Raw genomic sequence first — 11,984 nt, forward strand, 5'->3', positions numbered from 1 at the left:
GAGGGTTAAAGGAAGGAGGAGAGAAACTTGCGTATCGTACTGTTGTGCGGGGGATCGGGAAAAAGGCTGTGGCCTTTATCCAACGAGATACGCTCCAAGGTATTCTTAAGGCTGCTGACCACAGAAGACGGAGTTAAAGAGTCGATGATCGAACGGATTTGCAGGCAACTGGACGAAGCGGGGCTGCTCCAATCCACCTGTATCGTCACCCACCACAGTCAAGCGGAGATTACACGCCGCTATGTCGGCGACAATATCCCGATCATCAGCGAGCCTTTTAAAAGAGGCACGTTCACGGCCGTCGCTTTGGCCGCCAGTTATCTTCATGAAAAGCTGCAGGCCGATCCGGACGAAACCATCTGCATCCTTCCGGCAGACACGTACGTCGACACCGCGTTCTTCCGGCTGCTGCACCGGTTTCCCGACGTCCTGGGCCGCTCCAAGGCCGATCTCGCTCTCCTCGGCACGAAGCCGGTGGAGCCTTCGGATCAGTTCGGCTATATCGTCCCGGCTCTGCCCAAGGCGGACGGCGAGTATGCTTTCGTCCAGCGGTTTATCGAAAAGCCCAATGTCCGCACGGCCCGCCGCCTCATGGCGCATCAGGCGATGTGGAACTGCGGCGTCTTCGCTTTCCCGTTGAGGTTCATGCTGACCTACTTGAAGGACAAGGGCCACCCTGTCCGGATCGAGGAATGGCTGATGAATTACGAACAGCTCCCCGAAGCCAGCTTCGACCGGGAAGTCGTCGAGACGACCCTCCCTGTCGTTGCCATGGAGTACGGAGGGCACTGGACCGATCTGGGCAGCTGGATGGCGCTTGCCGGCCATATGAAGGATCAAACGGTCGGACTCGGGCACATATCGGACGATTCCACGGATACCCATCTCATCAATGAGCTCCCCTACCCCATTGAAATTATTGGCGTCCCGGGTATTATTGCCGCGGCGAGCTCTGACGGCATCCTGATCGCAAGCAAGGAGCAAGCGAATCGGATCAAGAAACAGCTTGCCCTGGCGCCTCAGATTCCGATGTACGAAGAGAAGCGGTGGGGTTCCTGCCGGATCCTGAATTACGGAACCGATGCATCCGGCGTGGAGACGATGATCAAGCAGGTGCGTCTTGCCGCCGGCAAGTCCACAAGCTATCACGTTCATCACCGGCGGCAGGAATTGTTAACCGTGGTGACGGGCAGCGCGGAAATTATGATGAAGGAGCAGCGGTACCGCCTGAACGCCGGCGACATGCTGAAGATTCCGGCCGGCGCCAAGCATGGCATCAAGGCCGTTACTCCACTTGAGCTGGTGGAAGTCCTGCTCGGCTCCGATCTTGCTCAAGAAGATATCACCCGCATTGCCGTAGACTGGTAGAATGGCCCTGCGCTTGTGCTGCGATCTCTTATTTGCCCGGCATGGCGATGATCGATCATCCCGTTCGTCGCTATTGCATAAGCCGGCAGATTCCGGCTGAATTGAATACAAATGTGTGTCCCTCACCTATCGGTCTTAAAATGTCGTAAATTTGCAGTAGGAATTGTAACCGGCCAAGCCGAAGTAGTCATCGATTGAACATGATTCCGCGAATAGTGGAAAGGGAGGCCGATGATGGAGCCGATGGTGGAGCCGGTGATCAAGACGGAAAGAAAGTCGTTTACCTTGTTCGGATGTTCCAAAGCTCATGATCCGGGCAAGCCGTACCGTGAGACGATTTTCGAATTGTTTGACCAGGTCTGGCATGAAGTACGCAGCAAAGAACTCGCTCACAGGGGAATCAATCACGTCGTCTATGAGCAGGGAAATATGGTGTTTGCGGGAATCGAGCTGGTGGCACCGCCTGAGGAAAATTCCGTCTTGAAGAAAAAAGACGTCGTGCTCGAAAAATACACCTACGGCAAGCACATCGGGCCTTACAGCGAATTGGACGTAACGTACCGGCGTATTGATGCGCTCGTCCAAGCCGCCGGACAACACAAAGAGCTTCCCCTGATTGAGGTTTATGGCCATTGGAACGAGGATGAGTCCAAGCTGGAGACCGAAATCTATCATAATCTCATTTGATGGATCTCAGTGTGCGATGTTCGCTGGGATAATTGGATGACGAAATCAATCTTAGGAGCAGTTTGTCTACTGCTCCTTTTGCTATATAGAGGTTCGACCAGAACAGGGTTCTACTGCTGTTCTTCGTTAATTTTCTTGTCATTTTCATGCAAGTTTTTATCGATTTCCTGTATGATGATGCTATGAAAAAAATATTATCTTTCATGGATTGGGGTATATTCGCTCTTCGTTCGTACCATTATATTTTGCTGTTGTCCCGGGTTCTGGCAGCAAGTGAGTTTTCGAACCGAACGTTACTAAACGTGATCTGGCTGAGCATAGCCCTTGTCGCCCCTTTGCTGTTCTGGTTTCCTGGGCGCCGGATGAACAAAGTCTGGTTTTGCATATTGGAGCTATTGCTTGGCGGTTCTTATTATGTGAATTCTGTCATTCATCCGGACCTGGCTTCGAAAGCCGACTATTTGCTGCCGAGTCTTACCATCGGGTACTTATTAACCAAGCAAACCCTTTGGATCATTCCCTTACTTGTTTTCATTCCTTTTTCCTTTCAGTCTTCCCTAAGATTATCTTGGGAGCAAACCCTAGGGATCGGAACAGACAATCTGCTGTTCTGCTTCATCGGCATGTGGGCAAGCTTCGTAGCCAGTGCGTATAATCAGAAGAATAAACTGGCAGCCGAAGTGGAGCATCAAAATAAGCTCTTAACTCATTACTCGGCCGAGATCGAGAAAATGACTTTGCTTGAAGAACGCAACCGCATGTCCAAGGAGCTTCATGATACACTGGGGCATTCCTTTATTTCACTCATCCTGAGTCTTGATGCTTCTATTGCCCTTATGGATAGCAGGCCCGACGAGGCCAAAGACCGGTTAATTCGCTTAAGAACATTGGCTGAGGAAAATCTGGACGAAATGAGAAACATCGTACACGAGATGGGGGAAGAAGAGGAATCCAGTCTGATCCGACAGGTTGAATCCCTTGCGGCCCGTTTCCGGGAGCACACGGGTACGGCCCTGACTTTGAGTCTGCCGGGGACAGAGCGGTCCATACGTTTTGAAGTACGGCAAGCGATCCTTCGGGTCATCCAGGAATCCTTGACGAATGCACTAAAACATGGAAAGGCCACCCAACTGCATCTGGAGCTTGGATTTTCTGAGAGCCATCTGCTATTATCCGTTCAAAATAACGGCATGCCGATCGACAAGCTTAATTATGGCTTCGGCTTGACCACGATGAAACATCGGGTCGAGCGGTTGGGAGGCAGCTTACACCTATCATCTGGGGAGGGAACTCCCGTGATCACCGAAGTCAGATGCGAAATCCCGCTGAAAGGAGTGATGCCGCATGGTGAAGATTAAAGTACTGCTTGCGGATGATCAAGAGTTAATTCTCGAGAGCTTACATATCGTGCTGTCCATGGAACCGGATTTGGAAATTGTCGGTTTAGCCAGGAACGGGGAAGAAGCCGTAAAGGGCTGCGAGCAGTTTATGCCGGATATGGTGTTGATGGATGTCAACATGCCCGTCATGGACGGCGTCGCCGCAACAGCCCTGATCAAAGAACGAATGCCTGCAACCAAAATCATCATGCTGACCTCCTATAAGGAAGTAGAATATGTGTTAGCGGCGTTAAGCTATGGAGCAGAAGGTTATCTGCTCAAAGCCATTCATCCGAGAGATCTGGCTGCAGGCATAAGGGTGGTTCAGGCGGGAGGAACTTTAATTTCGCAGGAAATGGCGAGTAAAATGATCAAGAACATGAACAGTACCACCCCTGCGAAACATAATGAATTTGGGCTCACTGCCCGTGAAATCGAAGTGCTGCATAAGCTGGCTGCCGGCCTGCGTAATCAAGACATTGCCGAGGCATTGTTTCTCAGCGAAGGGACGGTTAAAAATTATATCTCATCGATTTATTCCAAGCTTAATGTGAAAGGACGGCGGGAGGCCGCCCGTAAAGCCCGGGATTCGGGAATAATGGATCGTTAAATGATGACCAAACGGCACTGTCTCTTTATGACTTTTTCAGCCTATACTCATAGCATCAAACAACAGAGGTGGCGATGTAAGACATGAAGAACAAAGTGTCATTTTGGCGTTTTCCAATCGTCTGGATGATTGTAGGGACCATCGGCATGAGTCTCATCGATACGTTATTCCGGCAGCTGACAGAGCGATTAGAGGGGATAGTCCCCCTTATATTTACATTAGTGATGGGATTTCTGGCCATGTTGGTATATAAGCTCACACTGACATACCTGGCCCGGCGGTCCACCCCCGAGATATCTAGACGGCACGCAGGGATCGAAACGGTTCTTGGCGTACTAACCGGGGCGATTTTTATCGCAGCGTCCGCTATTATTATTATTGCTCTGGGAGGGTACTCCTTTCAGTGGGCAGGTTCCGGGAATACGGGTTTTGTTCTAATAACTACCATTCAAACAGCTTTAGGAGCAGCCATTGTCGAGGAACTTATCTTTCGTGGACTTCTGTTTCAGGCTATGGAGCAATGGGGGGGAAAAGCGCTCGCCCTTGCTGTGACCTCTCTATTCTTTGGGGCTGCCCATCTTGGAAATGCCGGGGCAACATTATGGAGCGCGTTCGCCATAGCCCTGGAAGCAGGTGTTCTGCTCGGAGCCGCTTTCCTGTGGCGGCGGAACTTGTGGTTTACCATGGGACTGCATTTTGCCTGGAATGCCATGGAAGGCTTGCTTGGTATTCCTGTTTCCGGACACGCTGCCGCAGGTCTATTTACTGTAAAAGTGAACGGCGCCGCCCTTCTCACAGGGGGCGACTTTGGACTTGAGGGCTCTATTGTTCCGGTTGTAGTCAGTCTTCTGCTCTCCATTCCTATGCTAATTGGGGCTGCACGGAATCAAAGGAGTAACGTCGGGAACCTTCCTGTACCAAAGTCACAACAGACCTGATCCTCTAACATAAATTTCAGATCTAGCATGGTGTCGACAAGATGGGGGGCTTTCCCCGGAACAGACCTTGATCTTCAGCTGCCCCCCGAACATTTCGAATCATCATTTCGGTTTTCGTCAAGCATGGTTAACCCGCTGCTCTATTCCATCAAGCCATAAGGAAATTCCAGAGTTAAACAGTTCATCCGAACCAATTAACTTAAATATACCTTCTCCGTGCATCCGTTGAAGCAATTTAAATTGCGATAGATCCACATGGGTACTCTCGTTATGTTCTTCCTCTAACGATATCTGTAACTTTCGTTGTTCATATTCTTCAACGACAAAATTGATGACGTAGTTCAACACATGGGTCGTATATGAAAATTTTTGTTTATCCGTCAACGATGTTGGTTCGATCATCTGCAATAGAAATTCAAACAGTTCCATAAAGTCAGCCTCTGGCCTTGACTTCATCAGAAGCTGACCGGAGCAAGGGAATTGCTGAAGCTTGCTTCGAATGACCGCTGCGCTTAGCTGAAGCTTTTCTCGCCAGTCTCCTTGCTTGGGAAGATCACTTATGATTGCTCTTGAAACCAGATTGGCCAACGTTTGATAAAGGACTTGCTTACTCTCGAAGTACCAATAGATCGTGGGGGCTTGAACATTCAATTCCTTGGAAAGGTTTCTCATCGTAAAATTTTCGATTCCCTGGTCGGCGAGAAGCTTCCATGAGGCTGCAATGATTTTCTCTTCGCTGATATGTGGCCTGCGTTTAGGCATAAAAAACATTCCAACTCCATTCCAAAAATTCGTATATGACTTATTATACTCTATATCGTTATTCCTCCAATTCTACATCTTCAGCGGGCAGCGGCTTCTGGTTGAACATGCTTTCTCCTGCTTTCGAGGAGAGCCGAACATCCCGCATCCCACGTTCAATGGCACTCACTTCATAATCGCGTAAAGCGGTCAAAAGCTCCTTTTTCCCGTTTTTCACGTTGATTAATTCCTTCGAGAGCTCATAGGCATCAAAAAGTGCCGCATTCCCACCGATACCTGCCGGTGTCATGGGATGCAGGGCATCTCCCAGCAAAACCAGAGGAGTCGTTTCTTTCCAAGGCTTATACGGCAGAACATTACGGAGGTGATAGACAGCCGTTCTCTCGGGATCCGCTAATTCCAACATCCGTTTTACTTGTGAATGCCAATGTTTGGTTTTCTCCTGCGTAAAGGATAACAATTCAAAACCGTTCCATTGGAAGAGCTGCTCATCAGGAATCCCAAACCATTCAGGCGAGCACGCAAACACAGCGTACAGGTAATCCTGTTGAGGAGAAATCTTCACATTAAGGGACATCAATTCCGGTAATTGTTCAATATTCGGCTTGAAAGCCATGTCTTCAAGAAGAAGGGAAAGTGGAGCATCTCCTTCTGGATTGGTAAGGCGTCTCATACTGCCATCCCCAATGAGCATATTCAGCTCCTTCCTCCGCTCATCATCCAGAAATACCTTGGTATAAAGAGCCCTGCCCCCCGTATCGAAAATGTTCACCCCAGGTTTGTACTGATGCCGGACTTTGGAGCCTCCCCCGTCGGCACCAACCAGGACATCCGCATCCATATGCTCCCCATGTTCGAACCATGCTCTTAAGCGTCCGTTTTCTAACCTTTCATAATGGGTAAACCGGTATCCGAAACGGATCTTGTCACCTAGTTCGCCAAGCAACACTTCACGGAAGGTGAACCGATTTACGGATGGTGTGGCTTCTGCTTTGTTGTACATTGGATGCTGTTCTTCTGTGGGTTCCAAAGAACTGGGATCTAAGAAAACAGGGTGTGCCGGTCTAAATACAGATGTTTCCATATAGAGATCATACAGTTTTTCAGGAAGACAAAAACGCAGTGCCTTTGATCCGTTCTCATTGATTTTGATTCGATATCCGGTTTGGACAAAATGGTCTGCATACTCACGTTCACAAACAAGGAAATCAATGTGATTTTTTTTCAAACCTTGTGCCAAAGCCAGTCCGCCCAGACCGCCACCGATAATTAGGACAGATAGTGAATTCATATCATTTCATCATCCTTTAACTAAGTTAGATTTATCTTCCATCGTTATATTAATGGTGCCCCTCGCTGTTTGTCAATGATTTTGGGAGGACTCTGCCGACACTTCTCGTGATTTGGAGTCTGCATTGGTAGGGGGTTGTACAGCAAAAAGCCCCACATGTTCACCTCGAACATGTAGAGCCTACTATTCCTGGAGCAGCAGATTGGATTACGCAAAAGGCTGGAACATTTGGCCGGCATTCGCAAGGATCAGTGCAATATTCAGTACGGCAAAAAACAAAGCCGGCGCCGTTTGGCCAATCGGATCTTTCGTGCGGATATGCACCAGGCTCGCCACCAGCATCGTAACGCCAAGCCACACTCCCGCCCATGCGACCAGTCCGGTATACCAGTAGCCGGCGATAAGCGCGGCGGCACCTGCCAGTTGAACCAGACCCGTTACCTTAAGGAACCATTGCGGCAGGTGAAGGTGTTCGAACATGTCTGCCCAGTACTTCGCCCCTATCATTTTTGCGGTACCCGAAAACAGGTAGTAAGCAATCAGCAAAGATTGAAGAACGATGGTAAAAATGGTCATTTCGATCTCCTCCTATTTGATCACAGTAATAATGCGGATTACAGCTCAGCCAATACCACTTCAAGCTGGTCGGCCATCTTGACCCAACCGAGTCTGGCCCCGTTATACGACAAGCTCTCGCTTTCAAATCCGGTATGCTCTAGATGAAGGTGGGTTGCGCCGTTGGATGAATGGAGCGTCCATGTAACGACCGTACTTACTCCCGCGGTTACCCAGGTGTAGGATAGGCGATGGGGTTCTTCCACGACCAGCACTTCTGAATCGACGATTCCATCCCATACTTTCGACGGTTTGGCCCGAAATTGAAAGTGATGGCCGACAACCGGCTTAAAGTCGTTATCCATCACCCATTTCGCAAGCATGTTGGAATCAGTCAATGCAAGCCATACTTTCTCAATCGGACTATCGAATTGAAAATCCAGCTTCACTTCCGGTTTCATTCCTCTTCCTCCTTCAACAATTGACTCAGCTTCGCCGATCCTTGGTTCCAAAAAGCCGTGTGAAAAGTGACCCCATCTTCAATTTCTCTCAGAGGCTCTGCGTTTAATCGATACCTCGTTTCCCGTCCAGCCTTGCGGTGCCTGACCAGATCGGCGGCTTTGAGGATCGCCAGATGTTTGGAAACGGCTGTCCGCCCCATCTCGAAATGCACCGTTAATTCGTGTAAGGGCAATTCATCCGCCTCGGCCAGCAATCTAAGCAGCTTGCGCCGCGTCGGATCAGCAACCGCGGCATATACATCCCTCGCTTCATGCTGTTCATCCATTCCCATCATCCCTATTCTGCCCGATGATAGGACACCATATGGTGTCTTATGAATTCATAATAAGACACCTAGTGGTGTCATGTCAATCCCTTCAGTACAGATTGGGCAAGAGAATATGTAAGGCTTGACCCCGCTAATGTGACCACCGAATATGCCGGCCATCAATCAATGAAAATAGCTAAGGACCATTCTTTGCAGGATGGCCCTATGGCAATACATACGCGCCAACCCAACTATTATTTCCAAATGAAGGGAAATTACAGGCGCTTGACTTGGAGTCTACTCCAAGGGCTATCCTATAGATGTCCGGACGACAAGGAAATGAAAGGAGAAGACATGTCGCGACAATACTCCATTTCCCAAATAGCAGAACAAACGGGTTTGACTCCCGATACCCTTCGGTATTATGAAAAGATTGGACTGATTCCATCCCCCGGACGCGGGGCGGGCGGATCGCGTTTATATACCAAAGAAGACATCGGCAAAATTCATTTTCTTCTGCATCTCAAAAATACCGAGATGCCGCTTAAAAACATTCAGGAGTACATCAAGGCGTATGACGCTCAGGATGAGGAGCTGTGCTATCGTCTGCTTGAAGAGCACCGAATCCGCATTGAAGCACAAATGGCCGCATTGAACGAAACACTACAAATCGTCAAGTATAAGCTGGATCACTTTCAAGAAATCAAAGACGGTTAAACGAAAGGAAGATAACGAACATGCAGAAAACTCCCCAAACACCGATCGGGTCCGGATTTGGACCGCGGACGACAGCCGTCGAAGCACTCGGACAAGCCGATTTGACCGGACAAACGGCGGTCATTACCGGCGGACATTCCGGACTGGGTCTGGAAACGGCAAGAGTGCTCGCGGAAGCGGGGGCTAAGGTCATTGTCCCGGCCCGATCCCTTACAGCAGCTCAGGCGGCCATTGCCTCCATCCCTGGCGCAGAGGCGGAGCTGCTGGATTTAACCGATCCGCAGTCCATCGATTCGTTTGCGGAGCGGTTTATCCGTTCCGGACGGCCGATTCATATGCTGGTCCACAGCGCCGGAATTATGGCCGTTCCCCAGCAGTATGACAGCCGGGGCAACGAGCTTCACTTTTCCACGAACTATTTGGGCCCTTTCCGCTTAACCGCGCGGCTGTGGCCGGCACTCCGGCTGGCCGGCGGGGCACGTGTGGTCGTGGTGTCTTCCCGGGCTCACCAGTTCAGTCCTGTAGTGTTCGAAGACATCCACTACAAGGAGCGCAGCTATGATAAATGGTCTGCCTATGGGCAGTCCAAAACCGCAGATGCCCTATTCGCGGTGGAGCTGGACCGGAGAGGACAGGCCTATGGCGTCCGGGCATTTTCGGTGCACCCGGGTTCGATTGTCACCTCGTTAGCCCGGCATTTGTCGGATGACGAACTGATGACCATGGGTGCAATCAACGAGCAGGGAAAACGGCAGTACACCGAATACGATAGCGAACGGAAGACCGTGCAGGAAGGGGCGGCCACTATCGTATGGTGTGCAGCCAGCCGTCAGCTGGACGGTATGGGAGGCGTATACTGTGAAAACGTCGACGTCTCTCCGCTCATTGATGAAGATCAGGTTAGCATACCCGGCGTGCATCCAAGCGCCGTTGATGCAAACGCCGCTGAACGTCTGTGGAGCGTTGGCGAAGAAGGGACAGGCATTCATTTTGACATTTCATAATCGGAGGGTAAGAAATAACGCTCAACTTATCTCTCGAATAAAAATCCTGAACCGGCAAGGTTCAGGATTTTTATTGTTTGAGACGAACATCATACTCTGGTATGCCGTTTTTACCGTTGGGAGATGCGAAGCATCTGACCGATAGAGCAGCAGCCCTTCACATTATTTAGAGGGCACTACGTTGGCCTATACTTGCCTACGTTTACGCTACCGTATTGCTGATCACCTTCAGAAAACCGTTCTTTCCGGCCGCATCCACTAACGATTGAATGGAGTCTCTTGCTGCACCGCTGAACAGGTACCATTGGTCCTCGGCAGCATCATACAGGAGAACCTCCGGGTAGCCGGTCAACAGTTCATCGGGAAATGCGCGAACAAGAGAATAAACATCAAACCGCTGCACGCTGCTCCCCTTCACATCCAGAAAATCATACTGCGCACTTTTTTGATACGACCCGGGTACGTCAATGTTCGCCATCCACGAGTAACTTGCGGGGGCATCGACTTTGGCGCCTTTGTTCCGTACAAAAGCGTCATAAATGGCTGCGTTATACGCATTTCCTTTAAGCTGCTGAACGACGCCACCCATTGTCATGTGGTATTCGTACTGCAGTGCTTTTACTTTTACGTTATGAATCACGAGTGGCGCGGTTTCGACCGTAACCATCGAGCTGCTGTAATTCACCTGACAGCCGAACGTTTCGGCGAGAAAGCGGAGCGGAACCATCACCCGATTGTTCTTGATGTACGGCTTGACATCCAGCTGCACCGCTTCACCATTTTTTACGGCCGCCGTGCTGTTCGTTTCCAGCGTCACTTTCATGCTGCTGTTGGTCAGCGTCACTTTCGAATTCGACCAATCGACCTTGGCCCCCAAATTTTCACTGACCACACGCAAAGGCACCATGGTACGCTTGTTTTTCGTCTCCGGCTTCACATCGGACGCCACCGCGACGCCGTCAATTTGGATGGGATGGTTCGCTGCATAAACAGGCGACGAGGCGATCGCGAGAATGAATGCAAAAATAAGGCTTAGGATGATCTTCTTCATGTTTTGTCATCGCTCCTTCTAATAAGTTTCTATCTTATCCAATCCCCATCCCTTATCCTACCCATTTCTATTATTTATGTTAAGCGTAAACAGGCAATTCCTCCGTACAGTCATGCAGGAACATTTGTCCCTCGCTTCCCTTTCTGTAATAATCAAGTCATCAAGACTGCGACGACCAAAAACGGTTATGGAGGTAGATTCTATTGATCACTGGTGAAAAGGTCGAACTGCGCCCCGTCTCCCTGGATGATTACAGACGGGCATACGCCTGGAGAAATGATGAGGAAACAGCCAAGCTGGAAGCGGGTTCGGCCATGTTCTTGTTCAGCCATGTCCCACTGGAATATCTGGAGGATGCCTATAGGAAGGAGATCATGGAGCTGGATAAGCGGGAAAAAGGACGATTCTCCATTTATACGCGCGGTGAGCACCCCGAGCATATCGGTTTTATTGAGTATCGAGACGTGAACATCGTCTCCCGCCGCTGCACCATCGGAATCGGCATTGGAAACAAGGACTTCTGGGGACAAGGCTGGGGATCGGATGCCCTGAAGGCACTGATCCGGTATGTGTTCCAGACGATGAACCTGAGACGTGTCCAACTCGAAACATGGGGCGGCAATGCAAGGGCCATCCGTTCCTATGAGAAATGCGGTTTTGTTATTGAAGGAAGGCTGCGCGAGCATTCCTATATTGATGGGCAGTACGTCGACAACATCTTGATGGGGCTCTTGAAAGAGGACTTTAAGTGAGGGGAATGCAGCAGCTAAATCTTAAAAAAGAGGGCTGAAGAGCCCTCTTTTTTGTGCTGCTTATACCAGTGGGATGAAGTACCTTATCTCTTCCAATTCTG

14 protein-coding genes are annotated in these 11,984 nt (G+C 49.9%); 8 read left to right on the forward strand and 6 right to left on the reverse strand.

The annotated features are described in order from the left end of the window. The first annotated feature begins 27 nt into the window (after nucleotides 1-27). The 5 genes from FHS19_RS28855 to FHS19_RS28875 all read left to right on the forward strand — a co-directional run bounded on the left by FHS19_RS28855 (nucleotide 28) and on the right by FHS19_RS28875 (nucleotide 4,982). Nucleotides 28-1,368, forward strand: a complete 1,341-nt coding sequence (locus FHS19_RS28855; protein ID WP_183585719.1) for a sugar phosphate nucleotidyltransferase — start codon at nucleotides 28-30, stop codon at nucleotides 1,366-1,368. A 231-nt stretch (nucleotides 1,369-1,599) separates the two neighbouring features. Beyond that, a complete protein-coding gene (locus FHS19_RS28860) occupies nucleotides 1,600-2,055 on the forward strand; it encodes a GyrI-like domain-containing protein (protein ID WP_183585721.1) in 456 nt (151 codons plus the stop codon). A 182-nt stretch (nucleotides 2,056-2,237) separates the two neighbouring features. Beyond that, a complete protein-coding gene (locus FHS19_RS28865) occupies nucleotides 2,238-3,413 on the forward strand; it encodes a sensor histidine kinase (protein WP_183585723.1) in 1,176 nt (391 codons plus the stop codon). After that, nucleotides 3,400-4,044 carry a response regulator gene (locus FHS19_RS28870; RefSeq protein WP_183585725.1) on the forward strand — a complete coding sequence of 215 codons (645 nt, stop codon included), beginning with the start codon at nucleotides 3,400-3,402 and terminating at the stop codon, nucleotides 4,042-4,044. The genes FHS19_RS28865 and FHS19_RS28870 overlap by 14 nt, the downstream gene beginning before the upstream one ends. Before the next feature lie 83 nt (nucleotides 4,045-4,127). After that, on the forward strand, nucleotides 4,128-4,982 hold the full coding sequence (locus FHS19_RS28875) for a CPBP family intramembrane glutamic endopeptidase (protein ID WP_183585727.1): 855 nt from the start codon (nucleotides 4,128-4,130) through the stop codon (nucleotides 4,980-4,982). A gap of 117 nt (nucleotides 4,983-5,099) precedes the next feature. Here the strand turns inward: FHS19_RS28875 and FHS19_RS28880 are convergent, their stop codons facing one another. From FHS19_RS28880 to FHS19_RS28900, 5 genes are all read right to left on the reverse strand, one after another. Next, nucleotides 5,100-5,744 (reverse strand): TetR/AcrR family transcriptional regulator, encoded by a 645-nt coding sequence (locus FHS19_RS28880; RefSeq protein ID WP_183585729.1) that lies wholly within the window; start codon nucleotides 5,742-5,744, stop codon nucleotides 5,100-5,102. 58 nt (nucleotides 5,745-5,802) lie between these two features. Beyond that, nucleotides 5,803-7,035 (reverse strand): FAD-dependent oxidoreductase, encoded by a 1,233-nt coding sequence (locus FHS19_RS28885; protein WP_183585731.1) that lies wholly within the window; start codon nucleotides 7,033-7,035, stop codon nucleotides 5,803-5,805. A gap of 207 nt (nucleotides 7,036-7,242) precedes the next feature. Continuing rightward, nucleotides 7,243-7,611, reverse strand: a complete 369-nt coding sequence (locus tag FHS19_RS28890; protein ID WP_183585733.1) for a DoxX family protein — start codon at nucleotides 7,609-7,611, stop codon at nucleotides 7,243-7,245. A gap of 38 nt (nucleotides 7,612-7,649) precedes the next feature. Further along, nucleotides 7,650-8,051, reverse strand: a complete 402-nt coding sequence (locus FHS19_RS28895) for an SRPBCC family protein (protein WP_183585735.1) — start codon at nucleotides 8,049-8,051, stop codon at nucleotides 7,650-7,652. After that, nucleotides 8,048-8,377, reverse strand: coding sequence for an ArsR/SmtB family transcription factor (locus FHS19_RS28900; RefSeq protein WP_183585737.1), 330 nt, complete (start codon nucleotides 8,375-8,377; stop codon nucleotides 8,048-8,050). The genes FHS19_RS28895 and FHS19_RS28900 overlap by 4 nt, the downstream gene beginning before the upstream one ends. A 336-nt stretch (nucleotides 8,378-8,713) precedes the next feature. Between FHS19_RS28900 and FHS19_RS28905 the strand changes: the two genes are divergently transcribed. Next, nucleotides 8,714-9,076 (forward strand): MerR family transcriptional regulator, encoded by a 363-nt coding sequence (locus tag FHS19_RS28905; protein ID WP_183585739.1) that lies wholly within the window; start codon nucleotides 8,714-8,716, stop codon nucleotides 9,074-9,076. A 20-nt stretch (nucleotides 9,077-9,096) separates the two neighbouring features. Beyond that, nucleotides 9,097-10,080, forward strand: coding sequence for an SDR family NAD(P)-dependent oxidoreductase (locus FHS19_RS28910; protein ID WP_183585747.1), 984 nt, complete (start codon nucleotides 9,097-9,099; stop codon nucleotides 10,078-10,080). Between the two features lie 202 nt (nucleotides 10,081-10,282). Here the strand turns inward: FHS19_RS28910 and FHS19_RS28915 are convergent, their stop codons facing one another. Further along, entirely contained in the window at nucleotides 10,283-11,131 is an 849-nt protein-coding gene (locus FHS19_RS28915; RefSeq protein ID WP_183585749.1) for a copper amine oxidase N-terminal domain-containing protein, read from the reverse strand. A gap of 203 nt (nucleotides 11,132-11,334) precedes the next feature. Between FHS19_RS28915 and FHS19_RS28920 the strand changes: the two genes are divergently transcribed. Further along, a complete protein-coding gene (locus tag FHS19_RS28920; RefSeq protein ID WP_183585751.1) occupies nucleotides 11,335-11,883 on the forward strand; it encodes a GNAT family N-acetyltransferase in 549 nt (182 codons plus the stop codon). The last annotated feature ends 101 nt before the right edge of the window (nucleotides 11,884-11,984 follow it).

The organism is Paenibacillus rhizosphaerae (genome assembly GCF_014192015.1).
Classification (GTDB): Bacteria; Bacillota; Bacilli; order Paenibacillales; family Paenibacillaceae; genus Paenibacillus_AQ; species Paenibacillus_AQ rhizosphaerae.

Bases quoted from the DNA above. Each gene is read 5' to 3' on its own strand.
- FHS19_RS28865 (WP_183585723.1), top strand. From the start codon at position 2,238: ATGAAAAAAATATTATCTTTCATGGATTGGGGTATATTCGCTCTTCGT.
- FHS19_RS28910 (WP_183585747.1), top strand. From the start codon at position 9,097: ATGCAGAAAACTCCCCAAACACCGATCGGGTCCGGATTTGGACCGCGG.
- FHS19_RS28915 (WP_183585749.1), bottom strand. From the start codon at position 11,131: ATGAAGAAGATCATCCTAAGCCTTATTTTTGCATTCATTCTCGCGATC.
- FHS19_RS28880 (WP_183585729.1), bottom strand. From the start codon at position 5,744: ATGCCTAAACGCAGGCCACATATCAGCGAAGAGAAAATCATTGCAGCC.
- FHS19_RS28895 (WP_183585735.1), bottom strand. From the start codon at position 8,051: ATGAAACCGGAAGTGAAGCTGGATTTTCAATTCGATAGTCCGATTGAG.
- FHS19_RS28870 (WP_183585725.1), top strand. From the start codon at position 3,400: ATGGTGAAGATTAAAGTACTGCTTGCGGATGATCAAGAGTTAATTCTC.
- FHS19_RS28900 (WP_183585737.1), bottom strand. From the start codon at position 8,377: ATGGATGAACAGCATGAAGCGAGGGATGTATATGCCGCGGTTGCTGAT.
- FHS19_RS28860 (WP_183585721.1), top strand. From the start codon at position 1,600: ATGATGGAGCCGATGGTGGAGCCGGTGATCAAGACGGAAAGAAAGTCG.
- FHS19_RS28875 (WP_183585727.1), top strand. From the start codon at position 4,128: ATGAAGAACAAAGTGTCATTTTGGCGTTTTCCAATCGTCTGGATGATT.
- FHS19_RS28885 (WP_183585731.1), bottom strand. From the start codon at position 7,035: ATGAATTCACTATCTGTCCTAATTATCGGTGGCGGTCTGGGCGGACTG.
- FHS19_RS28890 (WP_183585733.1), bottom strand. From the start codon at position 7,611: ATGACCATTTTTACCATCGTTCTTCAATCTTTGCTGATTGCTTACTAC.
- FHS19_RS28905 (WP_183585739.1), top strand. From the start codon at position 8,714: ATGTCGCGACAATACTCCATTTCCCAAATAGCAGAACAAACGGGTTTG.